We start from the raw sequence: 22,125 nt of genomic DNA, 5'->3' as shown, positions 1-22,125 counted from the left end.
CCGGTGCGGCCCGTGGTGCGCCCGGCTGAGCTGTGACAAGACATGAGAGGTCGCTTCGGACCTCGCGGCAGACGCCGGGTTCCCGTTCGTCGGGTGCGTCAATCAGACGCGTCTGAAGCGAAGGCCGCCAGCAGGTCGGCGGCAAAGGCTTCCTCCGCCTCGCCGGGGCGTCGGCCGCGGTGGCGGGTGAGGCTGAAGGCTACGTCGAACCCCAGCTCCTCGGGCAGCAGCTCGCGCAGTCGGCCCCGCTCCAGCCACGGCGCGGCGATGTGCCTGGGCAGGTAGCCGATGTGCTGGCCGGAGAGTATGAACGCCAGGCTGCCGTCCATCTGTTCGCTGCGTGCGCTGCTGCGGCTCGCCTGCAAGGGTTCGTCGTCGGCGATGAAGCGATAGGGGTGATGCACCTGGTCGGCGTCGGCGAGGGACTCGCGGCTGGCCGATGGATCGTCGAAGACCGGGTGCCCGACGCCGCAGTATAGCCCCTGCGGCTCGCTGAACAGCGGCACGTGCTCCAGCGCCGCCTGGGTGCCGGCAAAGTAGCCGATGGCGAGGTGCAGGCGGTCCTGCAGCAACTGGCGCTCCAGCTCGGCGGGCGTCGTGGTCACCAGCTCCAGCGTCACCGCCTCGTTGCGCTGGCGGAATCGCCGGATGGCATCGGAGAGCTGTGCCAGCACCCGTTCGTCGAGCGCTTCCGACAGCCCGAGACGTACTTCCCCCAGCAGCTTGTCGGCGACGCCGCGGGCCTCGTTTCGAAAACTCTCGATGGCGACCAGCAGCCGCCGGGTCGATTGCAGCAGGTGCTCGCCCTTGGGCGTCAGCCGGAAACCACCCTTGCCGCGCTCGCACAGGCGATACCCCAGACGGGTTTCCAGCTTCGCCATCTGGATGCTGATGCTCGGCTGGCTGAGCCCCAGTTCACCCTGCGCGGCGCTGAAGCCGCCGCATTCGACCACCGTGACGAACAGGCGCAGCAGTTGCAGGTCGAGATCGCGCAATTGGCTGAGCATCGTCGTCTCCAAACATTGGCTCGATGAAATGCCAAAGTTATTAACTTTGTATTTTTGCAAAGTAAAGCGCCCTGCATGCTCGCTTCATCACCACAACGACCCGAGGCGATGATCATGCGTGCGTTCCATTGGGCGGCCTTGCTGGCCCTGGCGTTGCCCCTGCAGGCGCAGGAGCGGGTGCTCAACCTGTACAGTTGGGCGGATTACGTCGGTACCCAGGCGCTCGCGCGCTTCCAGAGTGAAACCGGTATCCGGGTGAAGTACGACACCTTCGACAGTGCCGAGGTGCTCGACAGCAAGCTGATGACCGGTGGCAGCGGCTACGACATCGTGTTCCCCGCCAGCAGCGGGCTGGCCCGGGCGATCCAGGCCAGGGCGGTGCAGCCGGTCGATGCGCAGCGCCTGGGCAACTTCGCCAATCTCGACCCGGAGTTGCTGGCCAAGCTCGCCACCATCGACCCCGGCAACCGCTTCGGCGTGCCCTACACCTGGGGTACCGTCGGCCTCGCCATCAACAGAGAGGCCGTACAGAAACGCATTCCCGATGCGCCGCTGGACAGCCTCGACCTGCTGTTCAGGCCCGAGTACGCCAGCCGCCTGGCCGATTGTGGAATCTCGCTGGTCGATTCGCCGCAGGAAATCATCAGTGTCGCGCTGAACTACCTCGGAAAGCCGCCCTACAGCACCGCCGCCGCCGACCTCGCGGAGGTCCGCGAGCTGCTGCGCAAGCTGCAACCCAACGTGCGCTACATCGCCAGCGGCAACCACATCAACGATCTCGCCAACGGCACCCTCTGCCTCGCCTTGACCTACTCCGGCGACGCGCTGATGGGCGCCAGCCAGGCGAAGCAGGCGCACAAGCCGTTCGAGGTGCTCTACCGGATCCCGAAGGAAGGCACGCTGATTTGGTTCGACATGATGGCGATTCCGGTGGATGCCCCGCACCCCCAGGAGGCCCGTGCGTTCATCGACTTCATGCTGCGCCCGGAGTCCATCGCGGAGCTGACCAACACCCTGTTCTTCGCCAACGCCAACCAGAAGGCCAAGCCGTTGCTATCTGCCGAAGTATCCGGCGATCCGGACATCTATCCGCCGGCAGCGGTGCGCCAGAAGTTGTTCGGCGAACAGTTGCTGACTCTGAAACAGCAGCGCGAGCGCACCCGGCTCTGGTCGGCATTCCGCACGCACAGCGGCTGACCGGTCGTGCTTCGCAAGGGCGCGGAGCCCCGAACACCGCGACCCAACCAGAAAAACGATGAGGACGACATGGACCACGCCTACACCAACGACCAGGCCATCACCCGCGACAGCCTCTACGGCACCGCGGCCGAATCCACCTACGCCGGCGTCACCAGCTTCATGCGCCGCCGCTACAGCCGCGACCTGCGCGGCGTCGATCTGGCCGTAAGCGGAGTTCCCTTCGACACCGCCACCACCAACCGCCCCGGCAGCCGCTTCGGGCCGCGAGCGATCCGCGCCGCGTCGGTGCAGATGGCCTGGGCCCGGCATTTTCCCTGGGAATTCGACCCGTTCGACCACCTGGCGGTGATCGACTACGGCGACTGCGACTTCGACCACGGCCAGCCGCAGCAGACGCCGGCGACCATCGAGGAGCACGCTGCGCACATCCTCGCCGCCGGCTGCGCGTTGCTGACGCTGGGTGGCGACCACTTCATCAGCTACCCGCTGCTCAAGGCCCACGCGAAGAAGCATGGCCCACTGTCGCTGATCCACTTCGACGCTCACAGTGACACCTGGCCCGATGAAGACTGCCAGCGCATCGACCACGGCACCATGTTCTACCACGCGGCCCGCGAAGGGCTGGTGGACCCGGCGCGGTCGGTGCAGGTCGGCCTGCGCACCACCAACGACGATGTGATGGGCTTCCAGGTACTGGATGCCCGCGAAGTGCACCGGCATGCGCCCGAAGCCATCGCCGAGCGCATTCGCGCGCGGGTTGGCGACAACCCGGTGTACCTCACCTTCGATATCGACTGCCTTGATCCAGCCTTCGCGCCGGGAACCGGAACACCGGTGTGCGGCGGGCTGAGTTCGCACCAGGCGCTGGAAATCCTGCGCGGGCTGCGTGGCATCAACCTGGTGGGGATGGATGTGGTGGAAGTCGCGCCGCCCTACGACAACGCCGAGGTCACCGCACTGGCGGGAGCGACCCTGGCGATGGAAATGGTTTGCCTGTATGCGGCGCGGCACAAGCTTGGCGAGCGGTGAGCTCACGCCGAACTACAGGGCACGATCATAGGAGCGGACTTGACTCAGCGACCGCTCCGGATTGCCTGATGGCGCCAGGCTGACCCATCGCGGACGGAGTCCGCTCCAGCCATCCTGCAAATGCCCGATCTCAGGTCTGGGGCGCGCTATGTCGATACTGTCGAGCTCAGACCCGGAAAGCCCGCACGGCGGTGTGCAACGCACCGCCCAGTTCCTGTAGCTGCTCACCCTGGCTGCGGCCCTGGCCGATCAGGCGCAGGTTCTCGCTGCCTAGTTCGTGGATGCGCTCGCTGTGCGAGCGGATTTCGCTGACCGCGCCGCTCTGCTGCGCCGAACCCTCGGCGATCCGCTCGGCCATGCTGGCGATGGTACGGATCGCTTCCACCACCTCGTCCAGCGCGCCTTCCGCCGCGCTGGCCTGGTTGGCGGTAATTTCTGCGTGCTCCACCTGGCTGCGCATGGCTTCCACGGATTGCCGCGCCGCCTGTTGCAGGCGCGCGGTGAGTTGCTGGATTTCCTCTGTGGCACCGGCGGTGCGCAGAGCCAGCGAGCGAACCTCCTCGGCGACCACCGCGAAACCACGGCCCTGTTCGCCGGCTCGGGCGGCCTCGATGGCGGCGTTGAGGGCGAGCAGGTTGGTCTGCTCGGCGATCGAGCGGATCACCCCCAGTACGTTGCCGATGGTGGCCGACTCTTCCGCCAGGTTTTCGATGGCTTGGGCATTGCTCTGCACTTCGTCCACCAGCGCGCGCATGCCGTTCAGGCTGTTGCCGATGACGCGCTGGCCCTGTTCCACGGCAAGGCCCGCGGCATGGCTGGCGGTGGCTGCCTGGCTGGCGTCGCCGGCGACCTGCTGGATCGCCGCCTCCATATTGCCCAGGGCGTCGCGGATTTCGCCGGTGTCGCTGGCCTGGCGCTCGGCGCCGGCATGCAGGCCGCCGGACAGTTCGGCCAGCGCACGGCTGCTGCCGGCGACTTCCTCGGCGCGCAGGTGGATGGTGCCGACCAGCGTGCCGAGGAAGTCGCGCAGGCGGTTCAATGATTCCTGCAGCTCCAGCAGATCACGGGTGCGGGTGGCGAGGGCGATCGGCTGGCTGAAGTCGCCACGGGCCCAGGTTGAAAGCGCCGGCACCAGTTGCCCGAGCACGCGGGCCAGGCGGCGTTGCAGGGTGTCGATGGTCAGTGCGGTGAGCAGGATCAGGGCGATCAGCGCGCCCTGGATCAGACGCACCTGGCCCTGGATGCGCGTGCGTTCGGCGCGCACCAGCGGCTCCAGGGTCGCCAGCGATTCCTGCACGGCGCCCAGGCGTTGGCTGGTGGCGGCCGCCAGTTGCTGGCGCTGGGCGATCAACTGGCGGGTACGTGCCAGCTCATCGGGATAGCGACGCAGGACACCGGTAAGATCGCGCTTGAGGATGACGCCGCGATCCTCGCTCTGCTGCTGTTCGGTGGGCTGGGTGTCCAACCCCATCATGGCGGCGAAGTCGTCGGAGGCGGAGGCTTGCTGTTCGAGAACGCCGAGCAGCGGCAGCGCGTCGATGCGTTCGGCAAGCTGGCGCAGGCTGTCGAGCTCGCGCTGGGTATCGTCGGCCAGAGCCGGATTGCCGCTTTCCACCAGCTTGGCTCGGGCATGGGCGAGCCGGGTGAGGTGCAGGCCGGCTTGCAGCAGCGGCGTGCGGTATTCCGCGGCGGCGGGGTTCTGGCTGGCATCGGCGTAGCTGCCGAGCTGGTCGAGGGCGGCGAGCAGGTCCCGCTCGGCCTGCAACAACAGCCCCTGGGGATCGCCGGCCAGCTTCCCGGCGGCCAGGAGCTGGTTGGCGCTGAACTGACTCAGCTCATCGAGGCTGCCGCCCAATTGCTGGCGAAGGCTTTCGGGCAACTGCGGCAGCTCTTCGGCCAATCGCTCCAGCGCCTGTTGCGCGGTCTTCTGCTTGAGCGCGTCGCCGCTGGCGAGGTACGCCTGTATGTTCTGCGCCACGTCGCGCTCGAAGTCCTGGGAAAGTTCCAGATAGCGGTCCATCAGGGTGAACGGTCGCTCCAGTGCGCGCTGCGACCACCACAGGGTGGCACCCAGCGCGAGGCACACGAGCAGGAGCAGGAAGGTATTGAGGTTGGTCAGCAGCTTGAGGCGCATGGCAGGTCTCGACCGACAGCGGAAACGGCGAGCCATGACCCTATTGCAGTTTGATTACTGGCTGATGACAGAGTGCCAGTAGTTTCTCGGTAAACGGCGCGGCAGAGCCAGCGCCGCCGTATCAGCCATAGACTTCCACACGGTTGCGGCCGCCGTGCTTGGCGCGGTACAGCGCCTCGTCGGCCTGCTTGGCGAGGGTCTTGATGTCCATGTCGTCGGTCAGTTCGGCGATGCCGCAACTGAAGGTGCAGGTCAGGTCGCCGGGCTGCGCCGGGTAGTGGATCTCGGCGAAGCGCTGGCGAATCTCCTCCAGCACTTTGCGCGCCGAGGTTGCGTCGGTGTCGGGCAGGACCACGGCGAACTCCTCGCCGCCGTATCTGCCGATGTGGTCGGTCTTGCGCAGGCGCTGCTTGAGGAACAGAGCCAGGCTCTTGATCACCCGGTCGCCCATCGGGTGGCCGTAGGTGTCGTTGACTCGCTTGAAGTGGTCGATATCGAGCATCGCGAAAGTCAGCGGCCGTTCCTCGCGGCGGGCGCGGAAGCGTGCGTCGTCGAGTAGCTGCAGGGTGTGGGTGTGGTTGTACAGGCCTGTCAGGCTGTCACGCACCATGCGTGCCTTCAGGCTGCGCGCGCGGGCGGCGCGGTTGCGCACGGTGGCGATCAGGTGGCGCGGTTTGATCGGCTTGGTGAGGAAGTCGTCGCCGCCTTCGCTCATGGCGTCGAGCTGCTTGTTCAGGTCGTCTTCGGCCGACAAGTAGATGATCGGCACGCTGACATAACGCTCGTGCTGGCGAATCACCTTGGCCAGCTCAGTGCCCAGGCATTCGGGCATATACATGTCGAGGATGATCAGGTCGGGCTGGAATTCTGCCAGTTCGGCCATCACCGACAGCGGCGCGGTGAGCGCGCGGGTAACGATGCCGGCGCTGTTGAGGACCATCTCGGTATGTGCCGCCTGTGCTCGCGAGTCGTCGACGATCAGCACACGGAACGGCTCGTAGTGCGCCACTCGGGTCAGGGTCTCGATCTTCTCCAGCAGGCTGGAGGCATCGAGCGCGCCGGTGAAGAAGTCCTGGCCGCCCGCGCGCGCCGCAGCCAGCCGGGTGGGCGTGTCGGTTTCCTCGTGGCTGAAGAACAGCACGGGCAGCTTCTGCTTGAGCCCGGCCTGCGCCTCGTTGGCCAGTTCCAGGCCCTGGGCGGCACCGGCAAAGTCGATTTCCATGACGATGGCGGCTGGGTGGCGCTCGGCCATCGCCGCGCGGAAGGCATTGGCACTCTCGCAGGGCTGCGCAGCCATGCCGAAGAACTCCAGTTGCTGAGCGAGGCGCTCGGCGCGCTCCATGTCCTGAAGAGCCAGGTATACGGGTTTGCGCAGGGGCGGCAGGCTGGTCTGCTCGAACTGGTCGCCGTGGCGCAGGCCGGTGCGCGAAAGGCGCTGCATCAGGCGATTGAGTTCGGTGATCAGCTCGCTGGAGAGCCGTCCTCGATTTTCCTGTACCGCGCGCAGGCAGTTGTCGATGGCCTTGGCCAGGTCGGCGTGCTCGGCCTGTTCGAAGCGCTCCGCATAGCGCAGCAGGCGCAGGCAGGCTTCGCTCAGCTCATCCATGCCGCTGCTGTTCCATTCCGACCGCGACAGGCGCTGCCAGACTTCCAGCAAGTGGCGGGCCTGGTGGATCACTCGCTGAGCGAAGTGATGCTTGAGGCGGTCGAGGGGGGGATCGTCGAGCTCGTTCATCGCGCGCTTCTTTATTAGATCCGTACGCGGTGCGTGCGGGGCGGCATGTTTCCGCCGTGATACACAGTGCTGGCCCTATGCTACCAGTAGTTGGTGGCAATAACAGTGCCTTCGATCAAACGATGTGCGCTTTGTAATTCGCTACGTTACCGCGCACCATGCGCAGGGTAGGCTGCGTTGAGCTGCCCGGGTACGGCATGCTTGTGCGGCGGGCCCGTTTCGCCACGGCACCACCGGGGCGCAACGGTGTCCAACCCAACTTCGTTTTCGTGATGCTAAGGACTTTGCCATGTGGAACTGGAAGAAACGCGGCTCCGTGCGCGATCGCGTCGATGACTCGGTGGACGACGTGCGTGCCTATTTCGGCGGGCCGTGGCTGAGCCGTGTGCTCGGCGGCCTGCTGGGCCTCTACCTGGTGGTCGCCGGCGTGATCGGCTGGTACTGGAGCCAGGAGCCTGACCTTTTCCCCGTGCAGCAGAACGCCCAGGCTGCGGCTGAACGCTCCGGCCGCCAGATGGTGGTCGGCTACACCACGGTGGAAACCCTCAAGGAAGTGGTGGCCACGCTGCTGAACAAGCCGGGCGGCTACCTCTCCAACGACATCTTCCCGCCGGGTGTCTGGCTGGACAACATGCCCAGTTGGGAATATGGCGCCCTGGTTCAGGTGCGCGACCTGTCCCGCGCGCTGCGCAAGGACTTCGCCCGTTCCCAGTCGCAGTCCACCGAGGATGCCGACCTGGCCCGCGCCGAGCCGCGCTTCAACTTCGACAACAAGAGCTGGGCGCTGCCCTCGTCGGAGTCCGAGTACGGCGAAGGCATCAAGTCTCTCGACCGCTACCTGGCGCGTCTCTCCGCCGAGCCGGCCGGTGCGCAGTTCTACCCGCGTGCCGACAGCCTGAACAACTGGCTGGGCGACGTTTCCACTCGCCTGGGCTCGTTGTCCCAGCGCCTGTCCGCCAGCGTTGGCCGGGTGAAGCTGAACACCAACATCAAGCCGACCGTGCCGAGCGCGCCTGGCGAGGCTCCGCAGGTCGAGGAAGAGCTGCAGGAAACCCCGTGGCTGCAGATCGACAATGTGTTCTATGAAGCACGTGGCCAGGCCTGGGCGCTATCGCACATCCTGCGCGCCATCGAGGTGGACTTCGCCGACGTGCTGGCGAAGAAGAACGCCACCGTCAGCGTGCGCCAGATCATCCGCGAACTGGAGGCCGCCCAGGCGCCGCTGTGGAGCCCGATGGTCCTCAACGGTAGCGGGTTCGGCGTACTGGCCAACCACTCGCTGGTGATGGCCAACTACATCTCCCGCGCCAACGCCGCGATCATCGATCTGCGCCAACTGCTGGCCCAGGGCTGACGATGGACGGGATCAGCGACAAGGAGGCCGCCCACCGGGCGGCTTCCGACGCCGAACTGGTGGCCTGGGTCAACCGGGATGACCAGCTCAAGGGCAGCCTGCCGCGCGCGGAGTTGCGCGAGCGCGGGCTGATCGGGCGCGGCACGTTCATCCTGCTGTTCAACGGTGCCGGTGAGCTGTGCGTGCATCGACGCACGCTGAGCAAGGCGATCTACCCCGGCTACTGGGATCCCGCCGCCGGCGGCATGGTGCTGGCCGACGAGACCTATGCCGAATCCGCTGCCCGCGAGCTGGAGGAGGAGCTGGGGATTTCCGGCGTCGAGTTGCGCGAGCATGGCTCGTTCTTCTTCGATCAGCCGGACAACCGCCTCTGGTGTGCAGTGTTCTCCGCCGTTTCCGATGCGCCGTTGCGGTTGCAACCGGAAGAGGTGCTGGAGGCGCGCTTCATCGACCCGCACCAGGTGCTGGCCGAGGCTAGGGCGGGCACACCGTATTGCCCTGATTCACTGGCGGCGTTGCGCAAGTACCTCGTGAGCTTCTGACGAGCGTAGGGCGAATAACGCCTCAGGCATTATCCGCCGATTTCGGGAGCGGTGTTCTGCGCCGCCTCGGCATGCTTGGTTGTTTTTTGTTTCGCCCCCTCGGGCGAGTCCCTTTTGGCAAACGTCGGATAGCCGCCCTCCCAAAAGGAACCAAAAGGTCTTGCCCCGACATACGGCCCGGCTTCGCCGGGCCTCCTGCAAGGGGCGATTGCGCGCCGGAAGCCCCAGTTCACAGTGGATGAACCAGTGTTGTGGCGATATGAAGCAAAGGCAGGAGCGGAGAGGTGTGGCATCGATGTCGCCAAAGCGCCGATCAATGACGCATTTTGGCTCTTAGCATTTGCCTTCAATGCTGCTAAATTGCGCGACCTTTCCGGCAGGGTCCTCTGCCGGGAATGCGCAGCCCCTGCCTGAGTGGGGCGTCGCGGTCGGCAGCAGCCGGCCATTCGTTGACCTGGCCCGGCAAGACCGGTTCAGGGGCGGCGAGCTAGAGCGGAACAAGGCGGAAATCGCCGAGGAAGCGGAGTTTACGGCAGTAAATGAGCATCCAGAGACGATTTCCAACGCCGGTCCGCCGACGCACAGCCGACCATGAGCAGTGTCTTAGAGGCCAATCCTGGGGATAAGCCCGGTGGTCAAGAAAGCTTCCTCCCTGTCCGCCCTTGGCGGGCTCGTCTATTCCACTGATGCTGGCCGGCACTGCCCGGACTGCAATCAGCCCGTTGCCGCATGTACCTGCAAGCAGGCCGGGATTCCGGCCGGCGATGGTATCGCTCGCGTGCGTCGTGAAACCAAGGGGCGCGGCGGCAAGACCGTGACCACGGTGAGCGGCGTGCCGCTCGCCGCCGACGCGCTCAAGGACCTGGCCACCGCGCTGAAGAAGCGTTGCGGCACTGGCGGCGCGTTGAAGGACGGCATCATCGAGATCCAGGGCGACCATGTCGACCTGCTCCTCGAAGAGCTGGCCAAGCGCGGCCTCAAGGCGAAGAAATCCGGCGGCTGAGCCGTCTCTCCCAAGAGATTCTCCTCTGTAGAGAAGGGGTTCCAGGCGATGCGCTGCGCGTGCATGGCCGGCAAGCCCTTTCCCTAGATGGGAGATTTTCCGGTGCGCCCTGGCGCGTCGTCGGATTTTCCTAAACTTACCGCCAACGCTGGCGGTCAACACGGCAACGTCATACCGGCCTACTAGGCTTTGACGACTCACCCGCTCGCCGGGCGGGGCGCCTGCATTCATTCGAGATACTTGAGGAGACCACCACGCATGGCCGCTAGACGGACCCGCAAAGACGACGGCAGCAACTGGACCGTGGCAGACAGCCGCAGCATCTACGGCATTCGCCATTGGGGCGCCGGCTATTTCGCCATCAATGACGCCGGCAACGTCGAAGTGCGCCCGCAGGGCGCCGATGCTCAGCCGATCGATCTGCACGCTCTGGTCGGCCAGTTGCGCGAGGCCGGTCTGTCGCTGCCGCTGCTGGTGCGTTTCCCGGACATCCTGCAGGACCGTGTGCGCAAACTCACCGGCGCATTCGACGCCAACATCGCGCGCCTGGAATACGGCAGCCGCTACACCGCGCTGTATCCGATCAAGGTGAACCAGCAGGAAGCGGTGGTGGAAAGCATCATCGCAACGCAGAACGTTTCCATCGGTCTGGAAGCCGGCTCCAAGCCCGAGCTGATGGCCGTGCTGGCGCTGGCGCCCAAGGGCGGCACCATCGTCTGCAACGGATACAAGGACCGCGAGTTCATCAAGCTGGCGCTGATGGGGCAGAAGCTCGGCCACAACGTGTTCATCGTGATCGAGAAAGAGTCCGAGGTTCAGCTGGTGATCGAGGAAGCCGCCAATGTCGGCGTGCTGCCGCAGGTTGGCCTGCGCGTGCGCCTGTCGTCGCTGGCGTCCTCGAAGTGGGCCGATACCGGTGGTGAGAAAGCCAAGTTCGGCCTGTCCGCCGCGCAACTGCTGTCGGTGGTCGAGCGCTTCCGCGCGGCCGGCCTCGACCAGGGTGTGCGCCTGCTGCACTTCCACATGGGTTCGCAGATCGCGAATCTCGCCGACTATCAGCACGGCTTCAAGGAAGCCATCCGTTACTACGGTGAACTGCGCGCCCTCGGCCTGCCGGTGGACCACGTGGACGTCGGCGGAGGGCTGGGCGTGGATTACGACGGCACCCACTCGCGCAACGCCAGCTCCATCAACTACGACATCGACGACTACGCCGGTGTGGTGGTGGGCATGCTCAAGGAGTTCTGCGACCTGCAGGGCCTGCCGCATCCGCACATCTTCTCCGAGAGCGGCCGCGCGCTGACCGCGCACCACGCGGTGCTGATCACCCAGGTCACCGATGTCGAGCGTCACAACGACCAGGTGCCGAAGATCGCCGACCTCGCCGAACAGCCGGAGATCGTCCAGTGGCTGGCCGATCTGCTCGGCCCGACCGACGCGGAGATGGTCACCGAGACCTACTGGCGCGCCACCCACTACATGAGCGATGCCGCCGCGCAGTACGCCGAGGGCAAGATCAACCTGGCGCAGAAGGCCCTGGCCGAGCAGTGCTATTTCGCCATCTGCCGTCGCCTGCACAACCAGCTCAAGGCGCACCAGCGTTCGCATCGCCAGGTGCTCGACGAGCTCAACGACAAGCTGGCCGACAAGTACATCTGCAACTTCTCGGTGTTCCAGAGCCTGCCCGACACCTGGGCCATTGGCCAGGTGCTGCCGATCCTGCCGATCCATCGCCTGGAGGAGGAGCCGAACCGTCGCGCTGTGCTGCAGGACCTGACCTGTGACTCCGACGGCAAGATCACCCAGTACGTCGATGAGCAGAGCATCGAGACCAGCATGCCGGTGCACGACGTGAAGGAGGGCGAGGACTACCTGATCGGCACCTTCCTGGTCGGCGCCTACCAGGAAATCCTCGGCGACATGCACAACCTGTTCGGTGACACCGACTCGGTGAACGTGTACCAGAATGCCGACGGCAGCTTCTACCACGCCGGCATAGAGACCCACGACACTATCGAGGACATGCTGCGCTATGTGCACCTGTCGCCCGAGGAGCTGATGACCCACTACCGCGACAAGGTAGCCGGGGCAAAGCTCACCGCGCGTGAGCGCACGCAGTTCCTCGACTCGTTGCGCCTGGGGCTGACCCGTTCGGCGTATCTGTCCTGACACGCCGCTGAGCCGCCTGCAAGGCCCCGCCTCGGCGGGGCTTTTGCTCTGGCTTTCGCGGGAGCTGCCATCCCAATACGCCGCGCCCCATTCCAGACCGTATCCCGCGAGGTGGCAGCCGCGGGCAATCGGCGGGCAGCGTTGTCATCCGCTGTGCGCCATCACCTCCATTACCCGCTGCGCCAAGACTCCCGCCATCGATTCATCCACCACGTTGGTGAAGCTCATCACCAGCGCGGGCTCTCGCCGCACTTCCGTGCACCAGGCATTGAGCGCCTGCAAGCCGAGCCCATCGGCCTGGGCTCGCCTGGCGATGGCCAGGTCGTCGCCGTCCACGGCACCGATCAGGTGCAGCCCGCCGGGAGTTTCGGCGAAGCGCAGGCGCTCGCCCAGTCTCGATTCGAGCGCCTCGCGCAGCCACTGGCGGCGCTGGGCGTAGAGTGTTCGGGTGCGCTTGAGGTGGCGGGCGAAATGGCCTTCCTGCATGAAGTCGCAGAGCGTCGCCTGCAACAGTTCGGCGCAGCCGGAAGGAAAGACCTGCTGCGTGCGCACGAAGTCTTCCACCAGCGCCGGCGGCACCACCAGGTAGCCCAGGCGCAGTGCGGGGAACAGCACCTTGCTGAAGGTACCGGTGTAGAGTACCCGGCCGTCGCGGTCCAGGCTCTTGAGCGCCGGCAGGGGGAAGCCGGCGTAGCGGTACTCGCTGTCGTAGTCGTCCTCGACGATCCAGGCTTCGCGGCTGGCCGCCCACTCCAGCAGCGCCAGGCGCCGGGCCAGGCTGAGCGCGACGCCGGTGGGGCTCTGCTGCGACGGCGTGACCAGCGCGAAACGCGCGTCCGCCGCGCGCTCTATCGCCAGTTCCACATTCAGGCCGTCGACGTCCACCGGGACTGCTACCGGCCTGCCGCCGGCGCGGCGCAGCAGTTCCCGGCCACGCGGGTAGCCGGGGTCTTCGTGCCAGAAGCGCATGCCCGGCTCCAGCAGCGTGCGGCTGATCAGGTCCAGCGCACCCTGGTAGCCGGCGCAGATGAATACCTGCGCCGGGTCGCAGACAATCCCTCGGGAAACCCCCAGATAGCCGGCCACTGCCTCGCGCAGCGGGCCGTAGCCGCTGGGCTCCGGATAGGCCAGCGCGCAGGCGCCCTGCTGGCGCAGACGGCGTGCGCACAGACGCGACCAAAGGGCGCGGGGGAAGGCGTCCAGCGCCGGCAGGCCGAGCTGGAGCGGCCGAACCGCCGGGCCGTGGGCGATCACGCCGGGCACGTGGCGTTCCACGCTGCTCGCCGGCACGGCTGGCGCCTTCACGGTGGCGCGTCCGGCCAACTGTGGCGAGACCACGGTACCGGCCTGTGCGCGCGTCTGCAGGTAACCCTCGCTGACCAGCAACTGATAGGCCAGCTCCACCGTGCCACGGGCCACCCCCAGCTCGCCGGCGAGCCCGCGTACGGGCGGCACACGCTCGCCTGGGCGCAATGCGCCGCGAGCGATGGCGTCCTTGATGCGCTCATAGAGCTGACGATAGATCGGCAGGTCCGGGCCGTGGTCCAGCGGCAGGCGGAGCGAGTCGATGAGTGTGGTCATGACCTGTTCGGTACCCCGGCTTTTCGAATGATCGACTATGCCATGACCGGTATCAAATCGTCCTCGCCGTCTGAGCGCAGGATCAGCGACTAGGCTTTCGGGCAGTGTTGAAAAGTGGCTGCGGCGACTCCATCTGTCCTGCAGACCCCATTTTCTCCACCTGTTCGCCTCGCAGTGCGCGCAGCGGTTTCGGCTGCCTGCGTGATCCCCGGAAATCCAGGCGCCTACAGGTTCAAGCTACGTGAGGAGCGATCGATCACGATGGAATTCAAGGATTACTACGCGGCCCTGGGTGTCGAACCCGATGCCGACGAAAAGGCGATCAAGACCGCCTACCGCAAGCTGGCGCGCAAGTATCACCCGGACGTCAGCAAGGAGCCGGACGCCGAGGCGCATTTCAAGGAAGTCTCCGAGGCCTACGAGGTGCTCAGGAGCCCGGAGAAGCGCGCCGAGTACGATGAACTGCGCAAGTACGGCCAGCAGGGTGCGCACTTCGAGGCGCCGCCGGGCTGGCAGCCGCGCGGCGGTTTCGATGGGCCGCCGCCGGGGCATGAACAGGATTTCTCCGACTTCTTCGAGCAGATATTCGGAGCCCGCGCCGCAGCCGGTGGGCAACGCCAACCGCGGGCGCACCGCGGCCAGGACGTAGAAATGGAAGTACCGCTGTTCCTCGAGGAAACTCTCTCCGGGGACAGCCGGCCGATCAGCTTCGCCCTGCCCAGCTTCGACGAGTACGGACGTCGCCTGCCGCCGCAGAACAGGACGCTGAACGTGAAGATTCCCATCGGCACCGCCGATGGCGAGCGAATCCGCCTGAAGGGGCAGGGCGCGCCGGGGATCAATGGCGGGCCGCCGGGCGACCTGTACCTGGCCATCCGCCTGGTACCGCATCCGCTGTTCGATGTCGATGGCCGCGACCTGGTCGTCACCGTGCCGGTGGCGCCCTGGGAAGCCGCGCTCGGTGCCAGGGTGGAAGTGCCGACACTCGGTGGGCGCATCAGCCTGGGCATCCCGGCCAACAGCCAGGCTGGCCAGCGCCTGCGCATCAAGGGCAAGGGCCTGCCGAACAAGGGCGATGCCGCGCCCGGCGATCTTTACGCCGTGCTCAAGGTGGTGATGCCCAAGGCTGCCGACGAGGCGACACGCAAACTCTGGGAAGAACTCGCCGCCAAGGCGGCTTTCGACCCCCGTGCAGAATGGGGTAAACGCGCATGACGACGACAGTGATGGTGGTGGACCTCGAGGAGCTCTGCCAATCGGTGAACCTGCCCCGCGAGGTGCTGGTGGAGATAGTCGAGGTGGGTATCGTCGAGCCCCGCGAGCGGCGTGCCGGACACTGGGTGTTCGATTGCACGGCGGTCAGCGTGGTGCGTCGAGCCGTACGTCTGCGCCGCGAGTTCGAACTGGACTGGCCGGGCATCGCGCTGGCACTGCGGCTGCTGGATGAGGTGGACGAGTTGCGCGCGGAGAACCGCTACCTGCGGCAGCGGCTGGCGCGTTTGCTGGAGGAATGACAGGCAGGCGCCGGCCAGCGCGGGCCGGCGCCAGGGCGTATCAGCGCGGCTGGTTCTGGGCGATCCAGGCGGCGAAGGCGTCGATGATGCTCTGCAGGAACGGGCGGGTCTTCTCCGAGAGCTGCCCCGCGTCATCGAAGAAGCTGCCGGCACCGCCCAGGTAGGCTTCGGGCTGCTGCAGCACCGGCATGTTGAGGAACACCAGCGACTGGCGCAGGTGATGGTTGGCGCCAAAGCCGCCGATGGCGCCCGGCGAGGCGCTGACCACGGCGCAGGGTTTGCCGTTCCAGGCGCTCTTGCCATAGGGGCGCGAGCCAACATCGATCGCGTTCTTCATGGCGCCGGGCACCGAGCGGTTGTACTCCGGGGTGACGAACAGCACCGCATCGGCGCGGCGGATGCGCTCGCGGAAGGCGCCGTAGGCGGCGGGCGGCGAGTCGTGGTCGATATCCTCGCTGTACAGCGGCAGGTCGCCGATCTCGACGATCTCCAGCTTCAGGTTGGCTGGCGCCAGTTGGGCGAAGGCCTTGGCGATCTTGCGATTGAGGGAGTCCTTGCGCAGGCTGCCGACCACGACGGCGACATCGAAGACTTTACTCATGGCGATTCCTTGAAGACAAAGGTTGGAGCCGTTTGTTATAGCCGATGGCGGCGGGTTCGTTCGGGACCGGGATCAATGGCGGGCAACTATGTCCCAGTCACTTTGCGCATTCTTGGCACTGTGGGCTGGTGCATGGCGGCGCTAGAGTGCATCCATCGTCCGTCACCGCCAGAGCCGAGGCAGGCCATGTGCATGAAAGTTTTCTTCGCCGGTGCCACAGGCGCCATCGGCCAGCGGCTGTTGCCGCAATTGCTCGAACGCGGCTACCGGGTGCTGGCCGTGAGCCGCTCGGCGGAGCGGGCCGCCGCCCTGGAAGCACAGGGCGCCCAGGCGCAAGTGCTGGATGTATTCGACGCCCAGGCCGTGCATGCGGCGATGCAGTCCTTCCGCCCGCGCTGGGTCATTCACCAGCTCACCGACCTGCCCGCCGGCCTCGATCCGGCGCTCATGCCGGCGGCGCAGCCGCGCAATGCCCGTCTTCGCCGCGAAGGTACCGCCAATCTGGTTGCTGCCGCCCGTGCTGCGGGTGTCGAGCGGTTGGTGGCGCAGAGCATCGCCTGGGCCTATGCACCGGGTGAGTATCCGCTGCGTGAGGAGCAGCCGCTGGACCTGGACGCCGAAGGCACCAGGGCCGTTAGCGTCGGCGGTATCGTGGCGCTGGAAGAGACGGTGCTTGGCGCCGCGCCGGTGGAGGGCATCGTGCTGCGCTATGGCCGTCTGTACGGCCCCGGCACCGGTAGCGAGGAAGCTGACCCACGCCTGGGCCTGCACGTGGACGACGCTGCACGTGCCGCCTTGCTGGCATTGGAATGGGGAACGGCGGGCTGCTACAACATCGTCGAGCGAGACATCGAGGTGAGCGCCGCCAAGGCTCGCCATCGGCTGGGCTGGCAGCCCGGCTTCCGCCTGCCCGGTGCGAGCGTATGAGCGCGCTGCCACTGCGCGAGCGGCACGTCGGACTGGTACTCGCCGTCGGCGTAGCCGCGCTGCTGACCTGGGGGCTTGCCACGCGGCCAGGCATACATCTGGCCAGCAGCCATTCCACTGCCACCGCAAGGCCGGCCACGCAGATCACCCCCCTATCCTGCGAGCCCTTGGCCGATGTGCCCGGCAAGGTGATCAACACCTTGCTGGTGGACTTCCCTCCGCACGGTTTCACTCCGGCCCACCGTCATCCCGGTGCGGTCACCGCCTTCGTCGTGCGCGGCGCGGTACGCTCGCAGATGCAGGGCCTGCCGGCGCATACCTACAGCGTCGGGCAGACGTGGTTCGAGCCTACCGGCGAACTGCACCTGTTCGCCGAGAACCCCAGTGCCACGGAGCCGGCGCAATTGCTTGCCGTCATCGTCAGCGACGAAGGCTGCGGTCCGCTGGTGATCCCCGAACCCCACCACTGAATCAGGAGATCCGCATGACCCCGCTCACTCCCTTCGACGCGGCTCAGCTCGATGCCACCCTGGCCCGCCTGGGTTTGCCGGCGCGGCCTCCCGAGCCGACGCTGGAGAACCTCGACCACCTGATCGATGCCGCGCTGCACCACCTGCCGTTCGAGAACCTCGACGTGCTGCTGGACAAGCCCGTCGACATCGACCCGCAGGCAGTTTTCGCCAAGGTGGTGGAGGGTGGTCGCGGCGGTTACTGCTTCGAACTCAACAGCCTCTTCGCGCGCTTGCTGACCAGCCTGGGCTACCGGGTGACGCTGCTGGTGGCGCGGGTGCGCTGGGGCGTGGCGGACAACGTTGAGCTGACTCCGCAGACACACTTGTTGCTGCGTGTAGACCTGGCGTGCGGGGTCTATCTGGTGGACATCGGCTTTGGCGGTCCGGCCTCGCCCCGGGCGTTGCCGCTGGCGCTGGACCAGGAGCTTCCCGGCGGCTGGCGCCTGCTGTCCGCCGCCCGGGTAGGCGAGCTGGCGTTGAGCGTGGGGCGCCAGACGCTTTATCACTTCACCCTGGAGCCGCAGCACTGGCTCGATTACCTGCCGCGCAACTGGTATACCTCGACCTTTCCGCAAAGCGTGTTCCGGCGCTTCCTCAAGGTAGCGCTGAGCGAGAATGGCGTGCGCCTGACGCTGAACGACGGACAGTTCAGCATGCGATACGCCGATGGCCAGGTCGAGCAGCGGCAGATCGCAGAGGTGGATGAATTGCTGGCGGTGCTGCGCGAGCGCTTCGGCCTGGCGCTTCATGGCGACGAGGCGACGGCCCTGCGCCGTCGCCTGCAAGGTTTGCTCGGCGCCTAGCCGATCATGCCGAAGCCGCGCGCCATCAGAGCGGCCAGCAGCGGCAGGATGAGCAGGATGAGCAGTTCCAGGCGGATGGTCATGATCACCAGCCGGCCCTGGCGCTCGCTCACCTGCGGAACGCGGCCTGCCTTGAGCTCGTTGCGCCAGTTGAGGAAGGTCATGGTCGGCAGGATCGACAGCAGGGCGACCAGCACGAACAAACCCACCTTGGCGTGGAACAGGCTGTTGTGCAGGTAGTACTCGGTGCCCTTGGCGAACCACACCACGCGTGCCGCGCCGGTCAACAGCACCACGCCGGCGCAGGCGCCATAGGCGATGTCGACGATGATCAGGCTGCGTGCCCGTGACAGGTCCAGCGGTAGCTGGAACAACCGGTGTTCCAGCACCAGCAGGGCAAAGAGGATGAAGATCGACAGATAGTGCAGGTAGGCGGCGATGGCTTGGGCCATGAGCTGGGTCCTTCTGATGCGGCCTCTGGAATGCGGATGTCAGGCTGTGTCGGGCGGCGTGCCGTAGACCACCCGGTCGCGCCCGCTGTGCTTGGCACTGTAAAGGGCGGCATCGGCGCGCTCCAGTGCCTTGTCGACCTTCTCGCCATCGGCACGCAGCGTGCAGCCGATGCTCAGGCTGACATTCAGCGGACCTTCGGCCAGGCGGATCGGCTGGCTGCCGATCAGCCGGCGTATGCGTTCGGCGATGCTGCGCAGTTCGTCGCCGTCCTTCACCCGCAGCAGGGCGACGAACTCTTCGCCGCCCTGGCGCACCAGCACGTCGTCAGGCCGCAGGGCGGCGCGCAGGCGGCGGGCGCATTCGCAGAGCACGTGGTCGCCAGCGGTGTGGCCCAGGTTGTCGTTGATCGCCTTGAAGCGGTCGAGGTCGGCGTAGATCACGCCCAGGTGCTGCTGGTGCTCGCGGGCCAGCCGGCATTCGCGGTCCTGGAACAGCTCCAGCGCGGCACGGTTCCACAACTGCGTCAGCGGGTCGAGCAGCGCCTTGCGCTGTTCACGATCCACTTCCAGGCGCAGGTCCTTGCTGCACTGGATCAGGCTGCGCAGTTGCAGGTATCCCTCGGCCAGGGTAGCGAGGTCGCGGAAGTTGGCCTGCTGGGCCTCGTTCAACTGGCGCGGGCGCGGGTCGAGCATGCACAGTGTGCCGATGGCCTGGCCATTGCCGGCCCGCAGCGGGTGACCGGCGTAGAAACGCACGTATGGCGGGCCGAGAACCAGCGGGTTGTCGGCGAAGCGCGGGTCCTGCGTGGCATCGGGCACCAGCAGCGTGCCCTCGCCGAGGATGGCGTGGCCGCAGAACGACACGTCGCGCTGCGTCTCGCTGACGTCCAGGCCGACGCGTGCCTTGAACCACTGGCGGTCCTGGTCGAGCAGGCTGATCAGCACGGTATCCACCTGTGCCAGGTCCTGGGTCAGTTGGACCAGGGTGTCCAGGTAGTGCTCGGCCGGAGTGTCGAGCAGGTCCATCTCATCCAGGGTTCGCTGGCGCAGCGATTCGTTGGCGGGAAGGGGGCAGGCCGGCATGCGATCTCCTCGTCGTGTAAGACGGCGTTTCAGGTGCTCGCGGGCACCTGCCAGGCATCCAGACGGGTCAGTCTCAGGGCGTAGGCACCGAGTATCAGCCCACGCAGCAACATGAAGCATAGGAAGGTTAGCCACAATCCGTGGTTGCCCAGTGGCTGCAGTAACAGGCCCAGCGGCAGGCTGGCGGCGCAGGCTAGGAGCATCGCGTTGCGCATCTCGCGGGCCCGGGTGGCGCCGATGAACAGGCCGTCCAGCAAATAGCTCCACATGCCGATCAGGGGCAGGCAGGCGAGATAGGGCAGGTACTGGTCGGCGGTGGCGCGCACTTCCGGGATATCGCTCTGCAGGGCGATGAACAGGTGCCCGGCGAAACCGAAGAAGGCCACGAACAGCAGGCTGGCGATCAGCGACCAGCCGCAGGCGACCACCAGCGAACGGCGCAGCGCGGTGCGGTCGCGGCCGCCGATGGCATGGCCGCATAGCGCTTCCACCGCGTGCGCGAGGCCATCCAGCGCGTAGGAGGTGACCATCAGGCCGTTGAGCAGCAGGGCGTTCGCCGCCACCGTGGCGTCGCCCAGTCGGGTGCCCTGCACCGTGAGCAGGAAGAACACGCCCTGCAGCGCCAGGCTGCGGATGAAGATGTCGCGGTTGACCATCAGCAGCGGCCGCCAACTGGCCCAAAGGCGCAGGCGCGACCAGTCCGGCAGGCCGGGGTAGCGGCGCAGCGCGCCACGGGTGAGGGCCAGGCCGAGCAGGGCGCCGCTCCACTCGGCGATCACCGAGGCCCGCGCGGCGCCGGCCACCCCCCAGTCCAGGCCGAGTACGAACCACAGGTCGAGGGCAATGTTGATCAGGTTGGTGGTCAGCAGGATCGCCAGCGGCGCACGGGCGTTCTGCGTGCCGAGGAACCAGCCGACCAGCGCGTAGGTGGCCAGTGCGGCGGGCAGGCCGAACAGGCGGGTGTGGAAGAATTCGCGGGCCAGGCTGTCCAGTTCGGTGGACGGCTGCATCAGCGCCAGCACCGGATCGGTCAGCGGTATCGCCAGCGCCGCCAGCAGCAGCGCCAGACCCAGCGCCAGCAGCAGGCCCTGGCCGAGGATGCGGCGCAGCGCGCCGCCGTCGCCGCGCCCGGAGGCCTGGGCGGCGAAGCCGGTGGTGCCCATGCGCAGGAAGCCGAGCACACCCACCAGCAAGGTGTACAGCCCGCCGCCGACGGCCACCGCGCCCAGTTGGTGAGCGTGCGGCAGATGGCCGATCACCGCGCTGTCCACCAGAGTGACCAGCGGCACGGAGACATTGGAGAGAATCATCGGCGCGGCAAGCGCCCAGACGCGGCGGTGGGTTGGCTGATGCCGCCAGGCTTCGAGCAGGGGATTCATGTGGGGCTCCTGAACAGGCCCGCAGTATAGCGAGCCGGGAGCGGCGGGAATTTCAGCCTGCGGCGGTCAGGCGGTTTTCTTGCGGTACGCGCAGTAGCCGGGGCGCGGGCCGACCTGCGGGTGGTTGCGGCAGGTATCCGGGCGCTTGGCGTAGATGGTGCACAGGCGCGTCTTGCGGTCCAGGAAGTAGCAGTCGCCGTTGCTGGTGCGGGTCAGGGTGAAGATGCCGCTCTTCTGGTTGAAGCGCTCGACGATGCCTTCCTTCAGCAGACGCTTGGCGATGTTCTTCGCCGGTTCGTCGCGCTCGAACTCATCGACGACGCCGATACGGATCAGATCGTTGACGTTGACCTCCGCCGGCATGGTGCAGCAGGTGGCATTGCAATCCTTGCACAGGCCCGACGTGTACCTGGCCCAGGTTTCCAGGCGGTCGAGTTCGGCGTTGGCGATCAGCGGTGGTTTTCTCATGGCGGCATTCGGCAGGGTGGAGCGAGGCGCGCATCATAGTGGCGCCAGCGCGGAATTGCGCGGGCTTTCGACGAACTGAAGGGCTTAAGCCTCCAGAGCCGCCAGCTCGCCGTGATCGCGCAGGTGCTGCCTGAGCGCCGGGTAGCAGAGACGGAACCAGGGCGTGAAGCGTTCCGGTTGCGCGGCCAGCTCGGCCTCCAGATCGGCCAGGGCGATGTAGCGGAAATCGTCGGCCTCTTCGGGATCCGGGTGAGGCGGCTGGTCGTCGACGGCGCCGAAAATGTGTCCGTACTCGTTCTCGGTCATGCCGCCGGGCAGCTCCAGGCAGTAGCTGAATTCGAACAGCTTGCGCAGCGTGGCGCGTACGCCCATTTCCTCGAACAGCCGGCGCTGGGCCGCGGCCTGCGCGGATTCATCCGGGTAGGGGTGGCCGCAGCAACTGTTGCTCCACAGACCGCCGCAGTGGTACTTGCCCTGGGCGCGACGTTGCAGCAGCAACTCACCGGCGCGGTTGAACAGGTAGACGGAGATCGCCCGGTGGCGTTGGCCCAGGTGATGGGCCTGGAGCTTTTCCATCGTGCCGGTCGGGTTGTCGTGCTCGTCGACCAGGATCACCTGGATGTCGGTCATGG

The 22,125-nt window shown here is 66.6% G+C and carries 20 protein-coding genes and 1 pseudogene; 11 read left to right on the top strand and 10 right to left on the bottom strand.

Translation table 11 applies throughout. The features are described from left to right. Positions 1 to 98 precede the first annotated feature (98 nt). Entirely contained in the window at positions 99 to 1,007 is a 909-nt protein-coding gene (locus tag OU419_RS24890) for a LysR family transcriptional regulator (protein WP_254472430.1), read from the bottom strand. Between the two features lie 108 nt (positions 1,008 to 1,115). On the opposite strand from OU419_RS24890, the gene OU419_RS24885 reads away from it, so the two are divergent. Continuing rightward, complete coding sequence (locus OU419_RS24885) at positions 1,116 to 2,204, top strand: polyamine ABC transporter substrate-binding protein (RefSeq protein ID WP_254472431.1); 1,089 nt, start codon at positions 1,116 to 1,118, stop codon at positions 2,202 to 2,204. A 69-nt stretch (positions 2,205 to 2,273) separates the two neighbouring features. Next, positions 2,274 to 3,236, top strand: a complete 963-nt coding sequence (speB, locus tag OU419_RS24880; protein WP_254472432.1) for an agmatinase — start codon at positions 2,274 to 2,276, stop codon at positions 3,234 to 3,236. Between the two features lie 166 nt (positions 3,237 to 3,402). Here the strand turns inward: speB and OU419_RS29085 are convergent. Then, a pseudogene (locus tag OU419_RS29085) lies at positions 3,403 to 3,918 on the bottom strand (methyl-accepting chemotaxis protein); the annotation flags it as partial. 1,573 nt (positions 3,919 to 5,491) lie between these two features. Next, positions 5,492 to 7,105: a response regulator gene (locus OU419_RS24870; RefSeq protein WP_254472434.1), complete on the bottom strand. Its 1,614-nt coding sequence runs from the start codon at positions 7,103 to 7,105 to the stop codon at positions 5,492 to 5,494. A 289-nt stretch (positions 7,106 to 7,394) separates the two neighbouring features. Here OU419_RS24870 and OU419_RS24865 point away from each other — a divergent pair, with 289 nt between their 5' ends. From OU419_RS24865 to speA, 4 genes are all read left to right on the top strand, one after another. Further along, positions 7,395 to 8,459: a DUF2333 family protein gene (locus OU419_RS24865; RefSeq protein WP_254472435.1), complete on the top strand. Its 1,065-nt coding sequence runs from the start codon at positions 7,395 to 7,397 to the stop codon at positions 8,457 to 8,459. Positions 8,460 to 8,461: 2 nt separating this feature from the next. Continuing rightward, positions 8,462 to 9,001 carry an NUDIX hydrolase gene (locus OU419_RS24860; RefSeq protein WP_254472436.1) on the top strand — a complete coding sequence of 180 codons (540 nt, stop codon included), beginning with the start codon at positions 8,462 to 8,464 and terminating at the stop codon, positions 8,999 to 9,001. Positions 9,002 to 9,632: 631 nt separating this feature from the next. Then, positions 9,633 to 10,004 carry a translation initiation factor Sui1 gene (locus OU419_RS24855; RefSeq protein WP_254472437.1) on the top strand — a complete coding sequence of 124 codons (372 nt, stop codon included), beginning with the start codon at positions 9,633 to 9,635 and terminating at the stop codon, positions 10,002 to 10,004. 258 nt (positions 10,005 to 10,262) lie between these two features. Continuing rightward, complete coding sequence (speA, locus tag OU419_RS24850; RefSeq protein ID WP_254472438.1) at positions 10,263 to 12,173, top strand: arginine decarboxylase; 1,911 nt, start codon at positions 10,263 to 10,265, stop codon at positions 12,171 to 12,173. Positions 12,174 to 12,317: 144 nt separating this feature from the next. Here the strand turns inward: speA and pdxR are convergent, their stop codons facing one another. Then, positions 12,318 to 13,754, bottom strand: coding sequence for a MocR-like pyridoxine biosynthesis transcription factor PdxR (gene pdxR, locus OU419_RS24845; protein WP_254472439.1), 1,437 nt, complete (start codon positions 13,752 to 13,754; stop codon positions 12,318 to 12,320). Between the two features lie 261 nt (positions 13,755 to 14,015). Between pdxR and cbpA the strand changes: the two genes are divergently transcribed. Beyond that, positions 14,016 to 14,969, top strand: coding sequence for a curved DNA-binding protein (gene cbpA, locus OU419_RS24840; protein ID WP_254472440.1), 954 nt, complete (start codon positions 14,016 to 14,018; stop codon positions 14,967 to 14,969). Beyond that, the gene (locus tag OU419_RS24835; protein WP_408004909.1) at positions 14,966 to 15,268 is read left to right on the top strand and encodes a chaperone modulator CbpM; all 303 of its coding nucleotides are present in this window, start codon (positions 14,966 to 14,968) and stop codon (positions 15,266 to 15,268) included. Before cbpA ends, OU419_RS24835 begins: the two co-directional genes overlap by 4 nt. Before the next feature lie 40 nt (positions 15,269 to 15,308). Here OU419_RS24835 and OU419_RS24830 read toward each other — a convergent pair whose 3' ends face one another. Continuing rightward, positions 15,309 to 15,869 (bottom strand): NADPH-dependent FMN reductase, encoded by a 561-nt coding sequence (locus tag OU419_RS24830; RefSeq protein ID WP_254472441.1) that lies wholly within the window; start codon positions 15,867 to 15,869, stop codon positions 15,309 to 15,311. 186 nt (positions 15,870 to 16,055) lie between these two features. Here OU419_RS24830 and OU419_RS24825 point away from each other — a divergent pair, with 186 nt between their 5' ends. Genes OU419_RS24825 through OU419_RS24815 form a run of 3 tightly spaced genes read left to right on the top strand, consistent with a single transcriptional unit; the run spans position 16,056 to position 18,111 of the window. Further along, a complete protein-coding gene (locus OU419_RS24825) occupies positions 16,056 to 16,796 on the top strand; it encodes an NAD-dependent epimerase/dehydratase family protein (RefSeq protein ID WP_254472442.1) in 741 nt (246 codons plus the stop codon). After that, on the top strand, positions 16,793 to 17,266 hold the full coding sequence (locus OU419_RS24820) for a cupin domain-containing protein (RefSeq protein ID WP_254472443.1): 474 nt from the start codon (positions 16,793 to 16,795) through the stop codon (positions 17,264 to 17,266). The genes OU419_RS24825 and OU419_RS24820 overlap by 4 nt, the downstream gene beginning before the upstream one ends. Before the next feature lie 14 nt (positions 17,267 to 17,280). Then, the gene (locus OU419_RS24815) at positions 17,281 to 18,111 is read left to right on the top strand and encodes an arylamine N-acetyltransferase family protein (RefSeq protein WP_254472444.1); all 831 of its coding nucleotides are present in this window, start codon (positions 17,281 to 17,283) and stop codon (positions 18,109 to 18,111) included. Here the strand turns inward: OU419_RS24815 and OU419_RS24810 are convergent. The 5 genes from OU419_RS24810 to idi all read right to left on the bottom strand — a co-directional run bounded on the left by OU419_RS24810 (position 18,108) and on the right by idi (position 22,123). Continuing rightward, a complete protein-coding gene (locus OU419_RS24810) occupies positions 18,108 to 18,563 on the bottom strand; it encodes a DUF2214 family protein (protein ID WP_254472445.1) in 456 nt (151 codons plus the stop codon). The two genes, OU419_RS24815 and OU419_RS24810, sit on opposite strands and share 4 nt — an antisense overlap. Before the next feature lie 39 nt (positions 18,564 to 18,602). Then, the gene (locus OU419_RS24805) at positions 18,603 to 19,646 is read right to left on the bottom strand and encodes a sensor domain-containing diguanylate cyclase (protein WP_254472446.1); all 1,044 of its coding nucleotides are present in this window, start codon (positions 19,644 to 19,646) and stop codon (positions 18,603 to 18,605) included. Between the two features lie 29 nt (positions 19,647 to 19,675). Beyond that, positions 19,676 to 21,025, bottom strand: coding sequence for an MATE family efflux transporter (locus tag OU419_RS24800; RefSeq protein ID WP_254472447.1), 1,350 nt, complete (start codon positions 21,023 to 21,025; stop codon positions 19,676 to 19,678). A gap of 66 nt (positions 21,026 to 21,091) precedes the next feature. Next, a complete protein-coding gene (locus OU419_RS24795) occupies positions 21,092 to 21,493 on the bottom strand; it encodes a YkgJ family cysteine cluster protein (protein WP_254472448.1) in 402 nt (133 codons plus the stop codon). Between the two features lie 84 nt (positions 21,494 to 21,577). Continuing rightward, on the bottom strand, positions 21,578 to 22,123 hold the full coding sequence (idi, locus tag OU419_RS24790) for an isopentenyl-diphosphate Delta-isomerase (protein ID WP_254472449.1): 546 nt from the start codon (positions 22,121 to 22,123) through the stop codon (positions 21,578 to 21,580). Positions 22,124 to 22,125: the final 2 nt, after the last annotated feature.

Source organism: Pseudomonas triclosanedens, from assembly GCF_026686735.1.
Classification (GTDB): Bacteria; Pseudomonadota; Gammaproteobacteria; order Pseudomonadales; family Pseudomonadaceae; genus Pseudomonas; species Pseudomonas triclosanedens.
This window is presented reverse-complemented; position numbering and strand designations above follow the sequence as displayed.

Coding starts and splice junctions, on each gene's coding strand:
- OU419_RS24890 (WP_254472430.1), bottom strand. CDS start 1,007: ATGCTCAGCCAATTGCGCGATCTCGACCTGCAACTGCTGCGCCTGTTC.
- OU419_RS24885 (WP_254472431.1), top strand. CDS start 1,116: ATGATCATGCGTGCGTTCCATTGGGCGGCCTTGCTGGCCCTGGCGTTG.
- speB (WP_254472432.1), top strand. CDS start 2,274: ATGGACCACGCCTACACCAACGACCAGGCCATCACCCGCGACAGCCTC.
- OU419_RS24870 (WP_254472434.1), bottom strand. CDS start 7,105: ATGAACGAGCTCGACGATCCCCCCCTCGACCGCCTCAAGCATCACTTC.
- OU419_RS24865 (WP_254472435.1), top strand. CDS start 7,395: ATGTGGAACTGGAAGAAACGCGGCTCCGTGCGCGATCGCGTCGATGAC.
- OU419_RS24860 (WP_254472436.1), top strand. CDS start 8,462: ATGGACGGGATCAGCGACAAGGAGGCCGCCCACCGGGCGGCTTCCGAC.
- speA (WP_254472438.1), top strand. CDS start 10,263: ATGGCCGCTAGACGGACCCGCAAAGACGACGGCAGCAACTGGACCGTG.
- pdxR (WP_254472439.1), bottom strand. CDS start 13,754: ATGACCACACTCATCGACTCGCTCCGCCTGCCGCTGGACCACGGCCCG.
- cbpA (WP_254472440.1), top strand. CDS start 14,016: ATGGAATTCAAGGATTACTACGCGGCCCTGGGTGTCGAACCCGATGCC.
- OU419_RS24835 (WP_408004909.1), top strand. CDS start 14,966: ATGACGACGACAGTGATGGTGGTGGACCTCGAGGAGCTCTGCCAATCG.
- OU419_RS24830 (WP_254472441.1), bottom strand. CDS start 15,869: ATGAGTAAAGTCTTCGATGTCGCCGTCGTGGTCGGCAGCCTGCGCAAG.
- OU419_RS24825 (WP_254472442.1), top strand. CDS start 16,056: ATGTGCATGAAAGTTTTCTTCGCCGGTGCCACAGGCGCCATCGGCCAG.
- OU419_RS24820 (WP_254472443.1), top strand. CDS start 16,793: ATGAGCGCGCTGCCACTGCGCGAGCGGCACGTCGGACTGGTACTCGCC.
- OU419_RS24815 (WP_254472444.1), top strand. CDS start 17,281: ATGACCCCGCTCACTCCCTTCGACGCGGCTCAGCTCGATGCCACCCTG.
- OU419_RS24810 (WP_254472445.1), bottom strand. CDS start 18,563: ATGGCCCAAGCCATCGCCGCCTACCTGCACTATCTGTCGATCTTCATC.
- OU419_RS24805 (WP_254472446.1), bottom strand. CDS start 19,646: ATGCCGGCCTGCCCCCTTCCCGCCAACGAATCGCTGCGCCAGCGAACC.
- OU419_RS24800 (WP_254472447.1), bottom strand. CDS start 21,025: ATGAATCCCCTGCTCGAAGCCTGGCGGCATCAGCCAACCCACCGCCGC.
- OU419_RS24795 (WP_254472448.1), bottom strand. CDS start 21,493: ATGAGAAAACCACCGCTGATCGCCAACGCCGAACTCGACCGCCTGGAA.
- idi (WP_254472449.1), bottom strand. CDS start 22,123: ATGACCGACATCCAGGTGATCCTGGTCGACGAGCACGACAACCCGACC.